We start from the raw sequence: 16,647 nt of genomic DNA, 5'->3' as shown, positions 1-16,647 counted from the left end.
AGTCCTAACCTTAAATTTTCAAAGCATTTTTTTCTATTAAAAAATCTAACGCATACCATGTTCAACGGCTCCAAAAAAATGACCCCCGCGTTAGCGGAGGTCATTCAGGAATAGAGCGGGGGTTATCCCCGCTACCAGATTAAACAGCAGCTCGTTCTTTCATGCTCAATAAGAAATACTTTTCAATCACTTTTGAGATTTGGTCAGCCACATCAACTGCATAGTCGATGATGTTGAAGCCATCTGGTGCTTCAAAATCGAAAGGCTCAGATGCTTGGCTTTGGTTCCAGTCATCAAACGCTTCAATCACTTCGTCGCTCACAACCTCAAGGCTGATTGCTGTTGAGATTAGGTCGGCTTGAAGATTGATCTTGATATGCTTCTTCAATGCGTCCAGATCGTCGAATTTAGCCAAGTCTACGTCTAAGGTGCTGTCAACAGTAAAACGCTCTTCATCAAGCTCTGAGTTGGCTTCTACGTTAATGATGAAGCGTAAGTGATCAGTTGAGGTGCTGTGAATGCTGTCAGCCACCGCCAGTACCAGAAGTGTGCCTACTTGTTCGTGGCTATGGTTGATCGGCAATGAATCAAGAAGAATACTTACTGCTGATTGGTTGGTGTGTAGTTTGATAGCTGATTCGATTTTCATAATTTTTACCCTTAGTTTAAGTCTTTGATACGGTGACTTTTCCGTTTGAGCTTTCTGCTCGGTATGATTGAATTATGGCCTTAAAACATGGCATAAGTCAACATTAATCAATTGTTTAAAAAAACAGAGCATATTTTTTTACTTAAAAATCCTAACGCCTACCTGATTCCCAGGTGCAGCAAAAAAAGCCCCTAGCCGAAGTCCGGTAGGGGTTTCAACAACTAATGATGTATTAGCGTTCCCAGATTGAAAGGCTGATCTGATTCAGGCTATTCACGATATTTCGACTGTTCTCATTGATCAGATTGAAGATGCGCTGATCTGTCTGCTTGTGGTTGACCGCAACAAAAACCACAACATTGTAGCCACCGCCATGAATGTTCGTAAACACTGGGGCATACACATAGTCATAGATGCTCACTGTTTCGCTGTAATGGATTTCGTTAGAGACAAGTTTTTTCAGGTCATCGAGGGTGAAGTCTACTGGTACTGAAAAATCGCATTCAATAGATTGACGGCTTTCACGCTGAATCTCTTTGATCAGCAGCGATCTAATAATGCGCTGCGCTTTTTCTGGCAACAGAGATAGCACCGATTCTTCATTGTTTGTGGCCACCATTGGCATGAGCATGGCTGCATTCATTTGGTCGCCATTAGTACCACCACATAAGTTATGGATGATCTCTTGAAGTTGCTCTTCAACCTCAGGCATTTGCTCTTTAACATCAGCCACAAGTTCCGGGATGGTGTACCACTCGGCGCGAAGAATACGAAGTGAAATTTTTTGAACTTTTGATGGTGTAACTGTAACCCATGACATGATTCTTATACCCTTATTTTAAACCTTTACTACAGTGGCTTATCTGCTTGAGCTTTCTGCTCCTTATGTCATTCATTATCTTATAAAACATGGCATAAGTCAATGTAGTGTGATAAAATATCTATCATATTAGGCATAATCACTTAATTTGAAATGAAAGCGAAAATCTTTAAATTTGCAGCACTATCATCCGTTGTACTCTTAATGACAGGGTGTATGGGCTTATCCGAAGAAGAAGTGAAGGAAGGGCGTTACTACATTAGCAAACAGTTTAGCGAGGAATATTACGACCATAAGTATTCTTCAATGCAAAGAGCTGTGACCCCCCCAGGTAATGTGCCTGACGATAAATTAATGATTGAGCCAGTGCGCTTTGATATGAAAAAGCATATCCGATCTAAATGTGAAGAAAAGGTTGTGGTCACAAAACATGATCTGGAAAAGGTTAAGTTTGGGCTTCGTGGTATTACTTACATGCTGACCGAAGAAGCAAACGTAGATAGAACCCCTTTTTACCAGTGTATCGAAAATCAGTTAAAAACAATCGACCTAGATAATGAAAATCTGCAAAACCTGGTCCAAAGTTCAGACTATCAAGATATGAAAAAACAGCCTGAATTTGAGAAGGAAATTCAGGAGATCAAAAAGGATGGTCGGGTAACGCTATATGAAGCACTAGCCATACTGTCGAGCATGCACAAGTATTCTAGTGCAGTAGATAAAGCCCAATATCAAACAACGATCAATAACCTGTAAGCCAGAAAGTAATTCACGGTGTCTGTCTGCGAAAGGCTACAATTTCAAGCGGGACTTAGGTTAGACTGCCACCAGAACAACAATATGAATCCCAGGGGGTTTTCTTGAAAAGAAATAAATTTATAGCTGCATCTTTGCTTGCTGCATCTATTATTAGTACACAGTTTACCCAAGCTGAATCGGCTGCATCAGGTGTCAAAGAGGTAGGGGATATTGTTACTGACACTAGCTTCGTTGGTATCAGCAAAGAAGCAAAGTACATGATCGAACATGGTCATTTCTATGTTTGGAGAATGATGTGGGAACCGCTCATTAATAATTACAATATCAAGGATCGTAAAAACATCCGACCGGAACTGGAACGCGACAATCTTGATAAGATGGAGAAGGTTGCCGATACCTGGCAAAGCGTTTATGCGCTGCATCAACTGGCGATCTACAACATGGCAAAAGCCACTGTAACCGAAGAGTATTTCAACAAACGCGACAATCCAGATCGCAAAGAAGCAATCCGTATCTGGGAGAAGTGCTTTAATCTTAGCCCGACAAGATGTGATAACACTGTCCAGATTTTCAGTTATTATGAAAATCTGGATGACACCGCGAAAGCAGTGCACTGGCTTGAGCAGGGCAGTTCTAAATCGAATAATGGCTTTTCGTCTTTATTACTTGCTAAGGGCATCCTTGAAGACAAATCAGGCTTTCCTAAAGACAAGAAAAAAGGGCTTGAATTGGCGCGTTTAGCCAAGCAGCAGCTCGCAGCGCGTGGTGTGACTAAATACGACCAAGATGTTAATTACATACTGTCTAAATTCGACAAATAACCTGGCTCCAAATAAAAACCCGCTTATATGCGGGTTTTTTCATGCCTGACTACTTAAAGTAGATCAAGGTCGTCGCGGAACTCAGGGTGCTTATCAATCTCACGATTGCCTTTAAATGCCATTCTCGCCGTCTTAGTGCGACCAATACGAAGAATGACTGCAAAAGTAATTGAACCAACCACAGACATCAATAAGTACATTGCAAAAGCACGAGTAGCATAAACCGCATATAGAAACGAAGCATGCGATACCAACAATCCCATTACCGCCACGTATAAACGATCTACCAGATTTAATTTCATTATTATTTTCCTCAATTCAAAATTGTTAGCCTTATGATTCACACTCACAAAACGATTTTTCAAAGCTGATTTTCTTTTGATATTTAACCAGATTGGATTTGCAGTAGTTCTCTAAGGTTTCGATCATCATGTCATACAAGATTTCACCTACATGCGCCGTAGCGATTACAGCAGTCTTATCTTCAACTGTAACTTCTTCTGGCTTAATGACTTCGTTATCATCGGCTTGATCATTCCACCACGCCACAAAAGCTTTGTCTTTAAATAGTGGGTTAGCAGTGTTGATTAGGCAGCCAATCAAGTCTTTCTGAACCAGGTAGGAAAGGGAATTAACCCCTGAATGCAGTGTGGTGTAATCAATTTTTTGGTGACGTTCAATGCTTTCTTCAAGCTGATCTGGTTGATAGCTTTGTTCAAAATGACATACCTTGCCTTCTGATACCATAACCCCTGAAAGCACAATCTTTTCAACTGAGCCTGCCAGGTGTGGAGCCATTTCAGCAATAACATTGATTTGCAAAAAATCTACGAAGTGTTGTGGACGACAGGCACTCTTGTTACCAACAAAAATACGTTCTAAACGCTTTGCTTTATTTTCCAGTTTAGCACTTGCTTTAAGATCATTGATATTCATTTTTAAACCCTACTTCTAGCCTTTACTACGGTGGCTCTTCCGCTTGAGCATACTGCTCTTTATGCTTATAATTATAACTTTAAAACATGGCATAAGTCAATAAATAGCGTATTTATTTTTTGTAAAACCAATTGATATTAAACCATTTTTTTACCTCTATTCTTGATCTGGAAAAACGGCGAAAAGCACGTTTAGAAACATTGTTTCTGTTAGCAAGAATAAATTAAAACCACCCATGTTGAATGTGGGTAAATGCTAAATCGCATAAAAAAACAAAGCCCCGCGAGTGCAGGGCTAGGGCATATCAGAGTATATGACCAATCTGGAAAAGCTCGTCACGCCGGGCATGTTGTTCTGCTAGTGTAGTTAAACTGGCATTCGCAAATTTAATCACATCAGCACCGAACTTAAATGGTAATTCCTCAAGGCTTTTGGCGCGGTGAATATCACCATCATCCAATAAGACAAAATTACCGCCATAGGTGAGAAACAACTCAGTTTGATAAACGCTGCGAGTTGCTTGCGCCAATAGTTTACCAACAAAGGCAATATCATCAGAACCCGGAGTATCCGTGCCGGAGTAAACCGCCCGGACCCGCTTAATCTGGTATGGACCTTTATGATTCAGTTCATTCGCAGTATGCCACTGCTGAAACAGATCATCTTCATTTTTGATTTCATCATCCAGGTATTTATAGACCGGCACATATAAAACACTCGTGTCGATACTTAAATCGAATGCTTCCCTGATCTGCGGTGTTAGCAGTTCTTTCAGCAGATTATCCAAATGATCATCGGAACTATAATCATCACCCTCATAGCCATTAAAAATGATGCGGTCGCCATCTTTAATGATTAACTCAGGAGCTTGCCATGAAATGATATCTGGTGTGATTTCAAGAGAAGTCGGCTCGGCTTCACGATGCTTAAAATCAAATATACGTTCAATGGTGATGCCACTGGTATTGTGCTTATGCAATTGCGTTACGGAACCGGAGAAAACTCTGTATATACAGGTTAATTTAACTTTAATGCGCCGTGGTTAAATAAGGCATAAGTCAATATGTAGTGGCTAATATTTCATTCGATTCAAGATACAAGTTGTTTTGCTCGATCACTTCTTCAAATTTTTTCTGGAATCTACGGTCGTAATCAAAGGCACTTTTAAGAACTAAAGGGTCCTTATCATTTGGGTTGTATCGACAAGAATTGTAGGAATAGAACTCGTCGAATTTGCAGTATTTTGCAAAATCGCTTAACACATGCCCCACAGTAGTACGTGTTTTGTCTTTAGGGTGTATTTCAGCAAATACAGAAGGAGTAGCTACGGCGAAAACCATTGCCAGGACAAGGGATAATTTTTCATTCTTCAATATCCATTTAATTGTTAATTATAAATTTCATGTTTTCTTGAATTGTATAGAAAAGAGCCTGGAAAAACCAAGCTCTTTATAAATCTGGATGGCTATTTCTTTTCGTGCGGTAGACGGTAATTTGGGTCGTAATACTGGAAGCCTTGATGTTGAATATCCGCACCTAGATAAATTTTAAGTTCGCGCAATTCCTCGTTGATCGTATCCTTAAATGTGTTTTGTGCATTTGGACTGCTGCCCCAACTATTCTTATAGTTATTTCGCACGAATTCAACAATGCCTTTACGCAGAGTGGCATCCTTCAAGTCACCTAACCAGGGATGTGAATACTTGCTTGTATCCTTTGATGTTGGCTCCACAATGAGCTTATTGCCATACGGCGCATAATAGACTGCCATACCATACTGATTACCCGCCTTGTCGATTAAGGCAAAGTCACCGTCTTGGTTGTAAGTGCTTGCATAGGCATGGATAACACTGCCATTTAGAATTGAAAAACCTGGAACACTAGATTTGATTGAACTAACCGGGTCGCCTTTGATTTTTAACCCGGATTTTTTGAGAACTGATGTGAGCTTGTTCTTGAATGCTGCATCGTTTTCAAAAGGAAAGCGTACATCAAGCGTGTTACACAGTCGGTATGAGTTATCGTAGTTTGGCTGCACGGCACATACCTTATTAACTTCATCAAGAACCTGTTGTGTAGGGGTGGCTGCAAAAGCGGAAACGGTGCTTAGGGCAAAAAGCGCAGCAATAACTTTTCTCATAATTTATGCTCGAAGTAATGGATATTATCTGGGTGGTGTTTAACTAAACGACCATAATACTAATGACATGATGATACTAAAATTGAATACAGCTTGAAAGTTTAACGGTCTGATCTAATTACACTATTCCTGGGAATTGGTGTTTATACCTTGCTAAAGCAAGAGTTCAGCCTATGGAGCATACAAGGGTTATTTCTCTGGTTTTTAATGCTTTTGGGCGTTTTAACGCTATATAGCTTGGTACTTGATCACGCTCCCGATAGAGCGGTCTTGCCGGTCGGATGCTTTCAAGTCCATAAAGGAGTTGCGCCCCCGGCTCTGGTAATCAAAGAACCCTAAAGCAATCAACGGCGCAATGGCTTGTTTAAACTGGTCGAGGTTGGTTACGCCAGGCGTATGACTGTCACGAAAGTCGATAAGGATAAGATGATTATTCACAAGGAACCTGTTTGTATATACAGACTTAATTCATCAGCATTCGTTTTTGGCGAAAACTGAACGATTCGTCCTTCTTGAGACTATCCATATAGCTGTCGAGTTCCTTTTGCAGCTTTCGATTCAAGCACGTTGGCTTGTCATTTTCACTGAACACTTCTACCCGGTGTTCTATGCGACCAAAAAACCGGGTCGTCTGGATATAACAGATAAACTTTCCACCAATGGTACGGTATAGGTCTATCTGATTTTTAAAACTGATATCTGATGCGATCTGCTCACCGCAGAACATTAAATTAGGCTCACCGTCATGCTGTGCCACGTATAGACCAATCATCTGAGTGCCGGTGTCAATCTCATTCATAAACACCTGGTTCCGCAGCTCGATATAGCTATTAATGCCATCATCAACAAATGCGTAGTTTTGCGGGTTCTGGGTGTATACAGCCGGGTAGAACGTACCGTCTGGCTCGTGCACACTGAGATAGTCGTGATTAGAAATAAGATCATGGAGCTGACTGCCGACGACATGCACTTCCTTGATCATCTGCAAGCTATTTAGGTTGGATACCAATTCCGTTTTAGTGCTGCCGTCAGGAAAGACCGTAAAGATGACAATGTAATGGTCATACGCCCACCACGCGCCGGCATAGGCTTCACGCGCTGTAATCGCGCCTAGCTGATAACCTGTGAATATGAGCTGCTGTCGCTCGGTAAAGCTATCCAGTTCTACAATCTGGTAATTAGGGTGTTCAATTTGGGCTTGGGTGAGTTGGGTATTGATATTGAATTGAGTTAAATCATCGGCAAGTGTCAGTGTGTTGCGCAGATAGGCAACTGTTTTGGTGGTGGACATTGATCACCCAATTATATTTGCTTTGTTGGAACCGACTTAAATAGACCGGCAAGTGTCAGTAATATAAACAAAAAAAGGGCAGTTTTGACTACCCTTTATAAAAAATAATTGAATTTTCACTTAATCGCTTTCAGAACAATCTTCGCAGACCTCTTCGCCTTTATAGTTCTCAGTCATCATACAAGGGAGATACCAATATCCGCAGTCCACACAGCAGAGGATATGGAAATCGAGCTGCATGCAGAAGTTTGTATCATCTGCGAGATTTTTATCCAGGTTCAGTTCATTCAAGGCATCATTCAGGCTAATGCACTTATTTTCCAAGTGATCTGCAACTATGCGTTCAACTGGAATCTCTCCGCGTAGTTCTGTCATGGCATCATCCTTTAGTAATTATTGGTTTCCTGGTTCAACGACCATCAAAAAGATGCGATAGAATGCAAGTCCAAGCGGAATCAACCCGACTGGAACAATAATTCTACCAAATTTAAGACGCTCGGTAGCAGACTTAAACTCTTTCTGGCTTTCAACTTCTGATAGGTTTTCTGATTGCTCAATGTGTTTCAGTTCACTGTTGCCGTGCATGATACATGCCAGACCATATCCGCCTATCCAAACACCTAAAGCTAACTATAGTGCTGTTACTGACATACTCATTTCTGGACCCGCTTACTGCGCGGGTCAGGCTTTATCGTTGTGATTAAGAAAACTGGCTGCAAAATTCTTCTACATTCAAATCTAAGCTGATTTCTTCAAAGAATTGTTCTAACGCCGTGGTTAAATTCTGGTTGCCAAGATCACCAAGCGGTATGTGGTTGTCATTGAAGGTTGTTACTTGCCACAAGCCTTGTTCTTTCGCACTTGGAGATAAAAGAACCTTACCATATCCTGTAGCTGCGATAATGCCTGAGAACTGCATAGCTGCAATTATTTCAATCAGTTTTGCTTGGGAGTTTTCCAAGCGGTCAGAATGCTCGCTGATTTCATCTAGGTTGAACTGACTAGAAAGAACATCACTGTTTAGGCATCCTAGAAAGGTTGTAAGGTGGATACGAATTGCTTGGACTGACATAATTTTAACCCTGAACGATAAGCCTTTTATTGCGGGGGCTTTTCCGTGTGAGCTATCTGCTCTGTATATATGAATTATACTGCTAAAACATGGCATAAGTCAATAAAAACCAACTTACGCCGTGGGTGCTTAGGAATTTTTAGAATGGTACATCAGAAGTTTCAGCCTTTTTATTTATACTATTTCTACGTTCCCGAATTTCTTCATATTCTTGTTGGCGTAGGTTCTTGCGATAAAAAAAGAGCAAACAGGTTGCTCTTTTTAGGTGGGTGAGGATTACACCGGAATTGCTGCACCCGATACGCTGATTGGTTGCTGATCTAGCTGCTTCATAGCAAAAGGAGCCTGTTCGTCATTTTCATTTTTTAACTGTATATACGTGGCAGCATGATTCCACGGCCGCTTCGATATACCCTAATGTTGCTGCAAACCAGGCAAGATTGTATTGATAGTGCTGCTTATGAATATTATCTTCAATTTTGTCCAGGTTTTTTTGAGCATTGCTAAAGTTAAATAATGCGTAGTTCATCTGATCTAAAGTATTAGAGATAGATTCGTTTGTGGGTTGAACATGGCTCAGGAATGCTTCATTAAAATTATTTGTATGCAGTAAATCACTGAATAACTCATATTCATGTGATTTTCGGTTATTGCCATTCATGGTTAAGTCATAAAGTACAGACTTAAACATTTCTTGCAAGGCAGTTTCACCTTTGATATGAATATCCAGTAAGTGTGGATGGCGTAAATCGACTGGTTTGGCTGCACTATGTTTGCAATTATTTAATACACCCAGACAAGGTTGTTCCGACAAGCAGAAACGCATTTGATCAACGGTGAAGCTCATTTCACCTTTTTTTTTGGCAAATTTAATAAACTGATCAATTAGGTGCATACGCGGTATATTGAGTAAGCGATAGTAATGAATAAAGGGCGTTAAGTTCACTTTATTCTCGCTTGCATCCAGATTAATACTAATATTTTCTGGGTTGAAAATCAGGTTTTCATAGATACCTAAAGGTAAGGCATCAGCTTTGCCTAACTCAGAAAATAACGCAAATTGGGCGTATTTTAACACCTCAGTTGCAAAGTCTTTTCCAAGTGCATGCAATTGGTTGTAGTTAAGCTCGCCAGAATGGATTTGGGTCAGATCAAAGCTGCGAGCGATCTTGATTTCGCAGTCCTTCATTTTGACCTGTTCATCGTCTACGCCATTTTCATTAATGCTTTTGAATTGTGTGTTCACGAGCAAATAGATCGTCATGGTTTCCGGCTTCAAATTAATATCTTCTACCACGGCGAAACATTGCACACTGGTTTGTGGACCAGATTCTAAATTGGTGTTCGATGGTGCTATACCAAATAAAGCCTGTTGGTTGTTAGACCAAATAGAGCTAGTAAGCACTTTGAGTTTTTTTCCAGTTGAGATAAAGCTTGGCATATCGCTCTTATCCTTCAATCATTAGTTATAAGGTAAGGTAGTGGCATCTACCCTAATCATTAGTCATTATTTAAAACGGTGCTTCGCAAGCAGTTTTGAGAAGTCGTCTTGGTTTTTCAAAATACGCAACGCAACCATGTTGTGAATGCGAGTTTCAATTGATTCAATGAAGCGCAAACCATAAGAACAACGGAATAATGTTCAGGTTTATGTTTGGGTGTCCTTTAGGCTTAAGGCTATGTTCAGACTTTACCGCTAGTTTGAAATGACCACCAATGTTTTCAAAATCCAGAAGAGCTTTGTCATCATCATGGGTTTTGAATACTACTTCACCGGTGAGGTCATTAAAGGTATATGTGCTCTCAGAAAGGTGTTCGCATATCTGGTCCAGATCAGTGCCGATCAAGGCTTTAGAAGCCCATTGTTCAGGTGTAATCACTGGCGCAAAGAAATCATTGTTCAATAGTGATTTGATTTGAGCAAGGAACTGAGCCATTGATAAATCAGTTGTTCTTTCTATCTGGTAAACCGGAGCGTCAACTGCTACCGGACAAATATGTGCTACTGCTGACATTTAAAATTTTTTCCCCTAAGCACTCATAATTCGGTGAGTGCGACCGTTTTGGCATATTGAGCCGATTCATTAGTATGTGGAAATTATCGCCTCAAACATGGCATAAGTCAATACAATCTGTTCCAGATTAATCACTGAGTTGTAATCCGCGCCATCGGCTATATCCCTAAATATTCAATCATTTTTTTTACTTTAAAAAATCTAACGCCTACCAAGTTCACCAGGGCTTCACAAAAAATAGGTAAAAAAAACCCCTGACCTAAATAGTGGCAGGGGGGTTAAAGAGAGGTTCAGGAGAATCATAACCTGAACCTCTGAGGGTATAGGGTGAGGTTTTATTCATCGTCCTCTAAGATGGTATCCACTAGCTCAAGCTGACTTGATTTAACTAAGTGGTGTAGGTCTAGCTCACCATTCACATCAGCGATTACTAGGTATTTATGCTGTTGAGAAAACTCAACCATGTTTGGCTCAATATTGCGGAGAGCGGTAATGTACAGGGCATTTTCAGGGTTGATAATGCCGTCTGCTAATTTCACGCCGTCCACCCATACAGCAGTTGACTTGAACGCAGTATCAAGGTCATTGCAAAGCAAAGCTACAGGAGCTTCTTCTTCATCCACAAAAACGACTTGGCTTTCATTCTTGCCGTTCCAATCAAGGTTTGAGCAAATATGACGCTGTAAAATGTCTAAATCAGAGAAAATTGCGTATTGCATAAGAAACTCCTAAACCTAAGCCTTTACTACGGTGGCTTATCCGTGTGAGCTATCTGCTCTGTATGTGTTTAATTATGGGTTAAAACATGGCATAAGTCAATATAAAACATCATTTATCTACATTGCCGAAGCAATTAATTTGCATACTGACCTGGCATGTGTTCCTGAAAAATCTGAACTATTTTTTTATATTAAAAAACCTAACGCCTACCGTGTGCCAAGCCTTTTCAATCAAAATCTAAGGTAATAAAAAACCGCATCTATTGACGCGGTTCCGGCTGCTGATCTGGGCTTAGAACCCAATATCGAATAGGTTTAATAAGCGAATTTTAGCTTCTTCACCAAAATAGGGTGGTGATGTACTGAATCGGATTTAAACGCTCTCCGAAAGATGGATTAAGTTGTCGAGTGCTACATTGAATTTAGACATGATTATAATTCCTGAATATTGCCTTTAATCAGGTGGCGACCTGTAGTTATGAGGTATCTCAGGCAGGGTATCCCGCCTGAGTGATCGGTTTAGTAAGTGAAGCGGGTAAGGTACACAGCTTGACGGATTTTGTTTACTCGCTCAGTTGAGATAGCTTCATTCATTTTTTCAAACAGTAGCTCTGCTGCTTGATATACAGCACGATCAACTGTCTTGAATAAATCATCTTCAAAACTTGTAGACGGACGTTCAAGATTGGCTAAATTAAACTTTGCCTTACCAATTAGCATATTTGCATGCTCAATCGCTGTCGTTTCGTCTGACAGGTCAATGTTCGGGTAACACGCATCCACAGCATCCAAGAAATTGCTCTGGCGCACAGGAGCAACCAACTTGCTTTGAGGAAGGTTCTTCGCCACCTGAACAAATAATGCTACACGCAGACTGTGGAGCGTAAGAGAAGCGAGCTTACACGCATTATGCGTAGGGTAATCCCTTAAAGCAGTCCAATAAAACAGTGAACTACTGCGAGCATGGAACGGTAGATCAGCTACCTGTCCGGTGATTTCAATGTAAATGTCATCAGTATCGAGCACATCAACACTCTGTTTTTTCTCTGCAATAATTTTGCTGAAAATTTGAGTTTGAGTGAACGCACCATCAAAAAAATTAACCTTTGATGCAACTAGCATAGGAAAGCTGTATTCATTGCTTTGCGAGTTTTCAGCTTGATTCTGGATAGCTTCTAAAAACATTATTTTACCCTCAATCTAAATCTTTAATCCGGTGACTTATCCGGTTTGGCTTAGTGCCTTTGATGCAAAGAATTATAATCATTAAACATGGCATAAGTCAATGTAAATGAGTGCTATCAATCTGCAATTCGACAAATTAAAACCTAACCTTGTCAGGGTAGGGTATTGTTTTCCATTCTTAAATATTAGACTGCCTTTGGTTCAGGTGATTGCTCTTCAATCCATGTGTGAGCTAGTCCGGCAATGTATTCCTGATGCTTCACCACACCTAAATTGTATTTAAGGGCGATACTTTCTACAGCCTTATCCAGTTTTGCTGCTTGTTTTTCAAAATGTTCTTTGATCAGTGCCACGGTCTTAGCCACTTCATTCTTTTTATTACCATTAGAAATGTGAATAATTTTTTGAAGTTCGCTTAAAAACCCTTGCTTTCTGATCTGGCGATGTTGGTTGTGCTTATTTTTGAAGTAAACCTTTCCACTAGCTTTGAAGCATTCCAGAACCGTCTCAGCAAGCTCAACATAGCGCACATGCGGGGCTACAAAGATTTGAATGCCATCTTCACTTGAAGAGAATTGAGCAATCACCCGGTAAATATCCTTGTTTGATTCATCAAGGGCTTTGGCTTGAGCCTGAATATCTTGGATGACTTCAATATATTGTTCAGCATCATTCTGAAACATTATTCCAAAATTTGAATGCGAAGTTTCATAGAAAAAAGATTGTGCCGGCATATTTTTTCACCCTTTCATCAAGTAATTATCATAGTAACCATGCGGAGTACACTGCACCGCATGGTATGGAGTTATTAGGCTTTTATGGCTGTAGGAGGTCTAAGTATTCGTGAGCAACCAAGTATTCGGCTTGCTCATAAAACAAGCCCCCTTCATTATAAATAGCATCCACTTTACGGATAAATTCATCAGCTTCGTGATCTTGCAAGAGGTGTGAAACTTCGCTATCTACGTTGCATTGTAGGTTTACAGTGCTTAAAAGCGAATTGGTTGTAACGGTGCAAGAGTTACGAGCAAAATTGATCATGTCCAAGCGTATTTTTTCTTCATGCGTTGTCATATTTCTATTCCTTATCTAAGCCTTTAATCCGGTGGCTTTTCCGGGTGAGCTTTCTGCTCTATATATGCTTGATTATGGCTAAAAACATGGCATAAGTCAATATAAACCTGTCTCCAAGAAAATCGGGAACATTTTTTTCTACTGAAAAAACCTAACGCCTACCTGGTTCCCTGGCTGTAGGTATTAAAAAACCCCGCATTACGCAGGGCTTCCAGATTGGCTGCTTATGCAGCAGCCGATTTGGTGCATTCCTCAATCGTGACCTTGTAGCCCAGATCATGCTTATACTCCTTGCTGATCTGCTCAATCACATCAGCATCCACACCTAGCGATTCACCACTGCTACGAAGATAGCTACGAATCTGTTTGATTTGCTTGGCTGCAAAGTCTAAAACACTCTGTTGGGCTTCAACCGTCAGGGATTTAAAACCGCCTACTTTGGCAATGTCATAAATGCGTTTAAACGCATTCAGGTTTAAGCCAAGTAACAGCTCTATAGGAGTGATAAGTTGCATAGATCGCTTGTGCAACTGTACAGCGAATTGCGGGGCAATGTCGGTATCCAATCCAAGCAGTAACAGACCATGTAAAAATACAGTCTGGTCGTCACGCATGATATGGGTCGCATTAGGACGGCTTAAACCTTCATGCTTTTTGTAGCAATCAGCAAAGCACAAAATATCAGATAGGGTTTGATGAATTGAAGAACTAACTTCATACGCGATTTTATTCGCAGTTTCCAAGTCAAGGCGTGAAGCTATAGGTGATACTTCGTATACACCTGACTGATCGCGCTCAGAAGCGTGATAGCGATAAGTTGAAAGCCAAGCATTCGCAACTAATGTGCTCATGCGCGAATTGAAAGAAGAGAAGCCAAACGGCATAGTGTTATTGTGTAGCATATTATTACCCTCATTCAAGCCTTTACTACGGTGGCTCTTCCGTGGGGAACACTTCGTTCCCTATGTCGTTAATTATGGCTTGAAACATGGCATAAGTCAACATTAATTAACTTTTAAAAATTTATCTATAAAGTGAGATTTGCTACACAGTCCAATCACCCGGCTCCAAAATTCGGGAACATTTTTTTATACTAAAAAATCTAACGCCTACCATTTTCTCCGGCTCCAAAAAAAATGCCTTCATGTTGAAGGCATCCTGAGTTCGTCTTATTGGGCGTAACCGTAAACTCTTTCCTTAACTACGAGTTTTTCGTAGTTAAACATAGTGCAGATTGCACTGTATGTTGCTTCTGCCAAAGTGTAGCCCTTAGCACGAAAGTTAGCATAGTCAGCAGCAAGGTTTTGTGCCAGGTGATCAGGAACCTGAGCGACAATCGCATTGTCGTATTTACGGATGATCTGAGCAAGTTTGTGACTATTAGCGAAACGTAAAATTAGATCACTTGGTACTTGAGCTGTTTCTAAAGCTTGTTTGACTTCTTCAATTTGATTCAATAAAGACATGATTTTATACCCTAAAATTAAGCAAATAATCAGGTGGCTCTACCTGTTGAGCGTTCTGCTCTGTATGTGGTTTATTATGGCTTAAAACATGGCATAAGTCAATGTTTATCAGGAGTTTATAAAAGAAGCCCCCTGTCAGGAGCTTCTTTCTGGAACCCCAGTCCGCCAGGCAGGGTGGGGTTGTTAAGCTGCGGTCTTTGTCGCTAACTATTTATCAGCCACAATTATGTTTAACAGGTAGGTTACAGCATCAATATATAAGGCTGAAACGATCTGGTATGTCGCATCAACGATATGGGTGCTATCCACCAAGCCTTCGGTATCTGGCTTCAATGGTCTGTCGCGCTGCCATTCCTCATAGGTTTTATTGCTTTGCAGTTCACTGTAGTCTTTGCCAGAATTAATCTGAGCCATGATCATTAAATATTGCATACGCGCCATGCTCTTTAAAACCAGATTGCACAGTGCATCACGGCGTTCTTCCTCACTTGGCAATACAGCTATTTGAGTGAGTGAATCTTTATAGATTTCGTCTTGAGCACGGAAATTAACGACCTTCTGGCGAGCAATGCCTGTAGCATTGGCAATAATGTCAAATTTAAAGCCAACCAGAATGTTTAAATCTTGAGGTGGAACCATAGCATTAATCCTGGCAAGGACGTTTACTTTGGTTGAGTGATCGGTAACGCGCTTAGTAGTGAAATCCACAGTGAATAAATGCAAATCAAGTAAATGTGTGATACCTGGGTTACGGCGAACCTGACCGATAGCTGTTGAAAGTAACATAATTTTTAAACCCTTATTCTAAGCCATTATTACAGTGGCTTTTTCTGTTTGACGTTGTTCGTCTGAGCCTTCATTATAGGTTTGAAACATGGCATAAGTCAACATAGTCAATATAGAAATCATAGACTTAAAATAATCAAAGTATTTTTTTATTATATAAAAAACCTAACGCCTACCATGTGGCTAGGCATAAAAAAACTCCTACAGTACAGGAGTTTTGGGAATCCCCGCAGTCCGGGGAGTGATTTACTAGGTAGCGTTTGGATAAAAACGAGCTTTGTGCTCTTCTTCAACAAGGTCTAACAGGTAGTTGGTCATTTCAAAATAGCCACAGTGTACGATCTGGTAGGTCGCATCAACTAAATTTGTATTGTCTATAAGACCCTCTGTTTGTGGGTGTAATGGCTTTTTAAATGTGTAATACCATTCCTGGAAGGTTTTGTTGCTAAACAGGTCGTTGTAATTTTTTCCTGAATTGATTTCACTCTGAATTATTATGAATTGTGCTCTTGCTATTTCTTTGATGACCAAATCACAGATAGCATTACGGCGTTGAACCATGAATTTTAGCGAAGCAATGTCATGAATGCTTTGTGCTGTAATTGAGCCATTAACACAGATATCCAGTACCTTGTGACGAGCTACACCGGTAGCGTGAGCAATGATTTCCATATTAAAGGCTGTTATCTGGCTCATATCTTGAGTTGGTATCAAAGCATTAAACTTATTACGTGAAGTAACTTTGGTAGCGTATTCCTTCTGGCATTTTTTTGTTGCAGAATCCACCTGGAATAATTTTACAATCATTATATTTTTGATGGTTGGGTTAAAGGCAATGCGGCTAACTGCCTGTGATAGTGAGAATGACATGATTTTTATGACCTTATTCTAAGCCTTTACTACGGTGGCTTTCC

Annotated in this window: 24 protein-coding genes; 2 read left to right on the top strand and 22 right to left on the bottom strand. The window is 40.4% G+C overall.

Annotated features, from left to right (window positions below):
- Positions 1-139 precede the first annotated feature (139 nt).
- On the bottom strand, positions 140-649 hold the full coding sequence (locus E5Y90_RS14785; RefSeq protein ID WP_163146656.1) for a hypothetical protein: 510 nt from the start codon (positions 647-649) through the stop codon (positions 140-142).
- A gap of 232 nt (positions 650-881) precedes the next feature.
- Positions 882-1,469, bottom strand: a complete 588-nt coding sequence (locus E5Y90_RS14780) for a hypothetical protein (protein ID WP_163146657.1) — start codon at positions 1,467-1,469, stop codon at positions 882-884.
- Between the two features lie 216 nt (positions 1,470-1,685).
- On the opposite strand from E5Y90_RS14780, the gene E5Y90_RS14775 reads away from it, so the two are divergent.
- The gene (locus E5Y90_RS14775; protein WP_163146658.1) at positions 1,686-2,225 is read left to right on the top strand and encodes a hypothetical protein; all 540 of its coding nucleotides are present in this window, start codon (positions 1,686-1,688) and stop codon (positions 2,223-2,225) included.
- A gap of 104 nt (positions 2,226-2,329) precedes the next feature.
- Positions 2,330-3,049 carry a hypothetical protein gene (locus E5Y90_RS14770; RefSeq protein WP_163146659.1) on the top strand — a complete coding sequence of 240 codons (720 nt, stop codon included), beginning with the start codon at positions 2,330-2,332 and terminating at the stop codon, positions 3,047-3,049.
- 53 nt (positions 3,050-3,102) lie between these two features.
- Here E5Y90_RS14770 and E5Y90_RS14765 read toward each other — a convergent pair whose 3' ends face one another.
- The 20 genes from E5Y90_RS14765 to E5Y90_RS14670 all read right to left on the bottom strand — a co-directional run bounded on the left by E5Y90_RS14765 (position 3,103) and on the right by E5Y90_RS14670 (position 16,603).
- Positions 3,103-3,351, bottom strand: coding sequence for a hypothetical protein (locus E5Y90_RS14765; protein ID WP_163146660.1), 249 nt, complete (start codon positions 3,349-3,351; stop codon positions 3,103-3,105).
- A 31-nt stretch (positions 3,352-3,382) separates the two neighbouring features.
- Entirely contained in the window at positions 3,383-3,985 is a 603-nt protein-coding gene (locus tag E5Y90_RS14760; protein ID WP_163146661.1) for a hypothetical protein, read from the bottom strand.
- 304 nt (positions 3,986-4,289) lie between these two features.
- Positions 4,290-4,964, bottom strand: coding sequence for a hypothetical protein (locus E5Y90_RS14755; RefSeq protein WP_163146662.1), 675 nt, complete (start codon positions 4,962-4,964; stop codon positions 4,290-4,292).
- A gap of 79 nt (positions 4,965-5,043) precedes the next feature.
- The gene (locus tag E5Y90_RS14750; RefSeq protein WP_174660626.1) at positions 5,044-5,325 is read right to left on the bottom strand and encodes a hypothetical protein; all 282 of its coding nucleotides are present in this window, start codon (positions 5,323-5,325) and stop codon (positions 5,044-5,046) included.
- Positions 5,326-5,450: 125 nt separating this feature from the next.
- On the bottom strand, positions 5,451-6,125 hold the full coding sequence (locus E5Y90_RS14745) for a hypothetical protein (protein ID WP_163146663.1): 675 nt from the start codon (positions 6,123-6,125) through the stop codon (positions 5,451-5,453).
- A 228-nt stretch (positions 6,126-6,353) separates the two neighbouring features.
- Positions 6,354-6,563 (bottom strand): hypothetical protein, encoded by a 210-nt coding sequence (locus E5Y90_RS14740; protein WP_163146664.1) that lies wholly within the window; start codon positions 6,561-6,563, stop codon positions 6,354-6,356.
- A gap of 25 nt (positions 6,564-6,588) precedes the next feature.
- Positions 6,589-7,416: a hypothetical protein gene (locus E5Y90_RS14735; RefSeq protein ID WP_163146665.1), complete on the bottom strand. Its 828-nt coding sequence runs from the start codon at positions 7,414-7,416 to the stop codon at positions 6,589-6,591.
- A gap of 120 nt (positions 7,417-7,536) precedes the next feature.
- Positions 7,537-7,791 (bottom strand): hypothetical protein, encoded by a 255-nt coding sequence (locus E5Y90_RS14730; RefSeq protein WP_163146666.1) that lies wholly within the window; start codon positions 7,789-7,791, stop codon positions 7,537-7,539.
- Positions 7,792-7,809: 18 nt separating this feature from the next.
- Complete coding sequence (locus E5Y90_RS14725) at positions 7,810-8,001, bottom strand: hypothetical protein (RefSeq protein WP_163146667.1); 192 nt, start codon at positions 7,999-8,001, stop codon at positions 7,810-7,812.
- Positions 8,002-8,116: 115 nt separating this feature from the next.
- A complete protein-coding gene (locus E5Y90_RS14720; protein ID WP_163146668.1) occupies positions 8,117-8,488 on the bottom strand; it encodes a hypothetical protein in 372 nt (123 codons plus the stop codon).
- A gap of 358 nt (positions 8,489-8,846) precedes the next feature.
- Positions 8,847-9,929: a hypothetical protein gene (locus tag E5Y90_RS14715; RefSeq protein ID WP_163146669.1), complete on the bottom strand. Its 1,083-nt coding sequence runs from the start codon at positions 9,927-9,929 to the stop codon at positions 8,847-8,849.
- Positions 9,930-10,092: 163 nt separating this feature from the next.
- Positions 10,093-10,503, bottom strand: coding sequence for a hypothetical protein (locus tag E5Y90_RS14710; RefSeq protein WP_163146670.1), 411 nt, complete (start codon positions 10,501-10,503; stop codon positions 10,093-10,095).
- A gap of 335 nt (positions 10,504-10,838) precedes the next feature.
- On the bottom strand, positions 10,839-11,222 hold the full coding sequence (locus E5Y90_RS14705; RefSeq protein WP_163146671.1) for a hypothetical protein: 384 nt from the start codon (positions 11,220-11,222) through the stop codon (positions 10,839-10,841).
- 519 nt (positions 11,223-11,741) lie between these two features.
- Positions 11,742-12,407, bottom strand: a complete 666-nt coding sequence (locus E5Y90_RS14700; RefSeq protein WP_163146672.1) for a hypothetical protein — start codon at positions 12,405-12,407, stop codon at positions 11,742-11,744.
- Between the two features lie 185 nt (positions 12,408-12,592).
- On the bottom strand, positions 12,593-13,090 hold the full coding sequence (locus E5Y90_RS14695) for a hypothetical protein (RefSeq protein WP_217485955.1): 498 nt from the start codon (positions 13,088-13,090) through the stop codon (positions 12,593-12,595).
- A 133-nt stretch (positions 13,091-13,223) separates the two neighbouring features.
- Positions 13,224-13,481, bottom strand: a complete 258-nt coding sequence (locus E5Y90_RS14690) for a hypothetical protein (protein ID WP_163146674.1) — start codon at positions 13,479-13,481, stop codon at positions 13,224-13,226.
- A gap of 224 nt (positions 13,482-13,705) precedes the next feature.
- Complete coding sequence (locus E5Y90_RS14685) at positions 13,706-14,383, bottom strand: hypothetical protein (protein ID WP_174660625.1); 678 nt, start codon at positions 14,381-14,383, stop codon at positions 13,706-13,708.
- Between the two features lie 267 nt (positions 14,384-14,650).
- Positions 14,651-14,947 carry a hypothetical protein gene (locus E5Y90_RS14680; RefSeq protein WP_163146676.1) on the bottom strand — a complete coding sequence of 99 codons (297 nt, stop codon included), beginning with the start codon at positions 14,945-14,947 and terminating at the stop codon, positions 14,651-14,653.
- A 207-nt stretch (positions 14,948-15,154) separates the two neighbouring features.
- Positions 15,155-15,733 (bottom strand): hypothetical protein, encoded by a 579-nt coding sequence (locus E5Y90_RS14675; protein WP_163146677.1) that lies wholly within the window; start codon positions 15,731-15,733, stop codon positions 15,155-15,157.
- A 249-nt stretch (positions 15,734-15,982) separates the two neighbouring features.
- Positions 15,983-16,603 carry a hypothetical protein gene (locus E5Y90_RS14670; protein ID WP_163146678.1) on the bottom strand — a complete coding sequence of 207 codons (621 nt, stop codon included), beginning with the start codon at positions 16,601-16,603 and terminating at the stop codon, positions 15,983-15,985.
- Positions 16,604-16,647: the final 44 nt, after the last annotated feature.

It is taken from the genome of Acinetobacter sp. 10FS3-1 (assembly GCF_013343215.1).
GTDB lineage: Bacteria > Pseudomonadota > Gammaproteobacteria > Pseudomonadales > Moraxellaceae > Acinetobacter > Acinetobacter lwoffii_C.
Note: the sequence above shows the minus strand (reverse complement) of the source record. Positions and strands in the feature narration are given on the sequence as shown.

Excerpts from the sequence above, each read along its gene's own strand:
- E5Y90_RS14670 (WP_163146678.1), bottom strand. The coding sequence starts at position 16,603 with ATGTCATTCTCACTATCACAGGCAGTTAGCCGCATTGCCTTTAACCCA.
- E5Y90_RS14700 (WP_163146672.1), bottom strand. The coding sequence starts at position 12,407 with ATGTTTTTAGAAGCTATCCAGAATCAAGCTGAAAACTCGCAAAGCAAT.
- E5Y90_RS14780 (WP_163146657.1), bottom strand. The coding sequence starts at position 1,469 with ATGTCATGGGTTACAGTTACACCATCAAAAGTTCAAAAAATTTCACTT.
- E5Y90_RS14705 (WP_163146671.1), bottom strand. The coding sequence starts at position 11,222 with ATGCAATACGCAATTTTCTCTGATTTAGACATTTTACAGCGTCATATT.
- E5Y90_RS14685 (WP_174660625.1), bottom strand. The coding sequence starts at position 14,383 with ATGCTACACAATAACACTATGCCGTTTGGCTTCTCTTCTTTCAATTCG.
- E5Y90_RS14675 (WP_163146677.1), bottom strand. The coding sequence starts at position 15,733 with ATGTTACTTTCAACAGCTATCGGTCAGGTTCGCCGTAACCCAGGTATC.
- E5Y90_RS14750 (WP_174660626.1), bottom strand. The coding sequence starts at position 5,325 with ATGGTTTTCGCCGTAGCTACTCCTTCTGTATTTGCTGAAATACACCCT.
- E5Y90_RS14735 (WP_163146665.1), bottom strand. The coding sequence starts at position 7,416 with ATGTCCACCACCAAAACAGTTGCCTATCTGCGCAACACACTGACACTT.
- E5Y90_RS14785 (WP_163146656.1), bottom strand. The coding sequence starts at position 649 with ATGAAAATCGAATCAGCTATCAAACTACACACCAACCAATCAGCAGTA.
- E5Y90_RS14765 (WP_163146660.1), bottom strand. The coding sequence starts at position 3,351 with ATGAAATTAAATCTGGTAGATCGTTTATACGTGGCGGTAATGGGATTG.
- E5Y90_RS14680 (WP_163146676.1), bottom strand. The coding sequence starts at position 14,947 with ATGTCTTTATTGAATCAAATTGAAGAAGTCAAACAAGCTTTAGAAACA.
- E5Y90_RS14745 (WP_163146663.1), bottom strand. The coding sequence starts at position 6,125 with ATGAGAAAAGTTATTGCTGCGCTTTTTGCCCTAAGCACCGTTTCCGCT.
- E5Y90_RS14730 (WP_163146666.1), bottom strand. The coding sequence starts at position 7,791 with ATGACAGAACTACGCGGAGAGATTCCAGTTGAACGCATAGTTGCAGAT.
- E5Y90_RS14690 (WP_163146674.1), bottom strand. The coding sequence starts at position 13,481 with ATGACAACGCATGAAGAAAAAATACGCTTGGACATGATCAATTTTGCT.
- E5Y90_RS14760 (WP_163146661.1), bottom strand. The coding sequence starts at position 3,985 with ATGAATATCAATGATCTTAAAGCAAGTGCTAAACTGGAAAATAAAGCA.
- E5Y90_RS14715 (WP_163146669.1), bottom strand. The coding sequence starts at position 9,929 with ATGCCAAGCTTTATCTCAACTGGAAAAAAACTCAAAGTGCTTACTAGC.
- E5Y90_RS14775 (WP_163146658.1), top strand. The coding sequence starts at position 1,686 with ATGGGCTTATCCGAAGAAGAAGTGAAGGAAGGGCGTTACTACATTAGC.
- E5Y90_RS14695 (WP_217485955.1), bottom strand. The coding sequence starts at position 13,090 with ATGTTTCAGAATGATGCTGAACAATATATTGAAGTCATCCAAGATATT.
- E5Y90_RS14725 (WP_163146667.1), bottom strand. The coding sequence starts at position 8,001 with ATGCACGGCAACAGTGAACTGAAACACATTGAGCAATCAGAAAACCTA.
- E5Y90_RS14710 (WP_163146670.1), bottom strand. The coding sequence starts at position 10,503 with ATGTCAGCAGTAGCACATATTTGTCCGGTAGCAGTTGACGCTCCGGTT.
- E5Y90_RS14720 (WP_163146668.1), bottom strand. The coding sequence starts at position 8,488 with ATGTCAGTCCAAGCAATTCGTATCCACCTTACAACCTTTCTAGGATGC.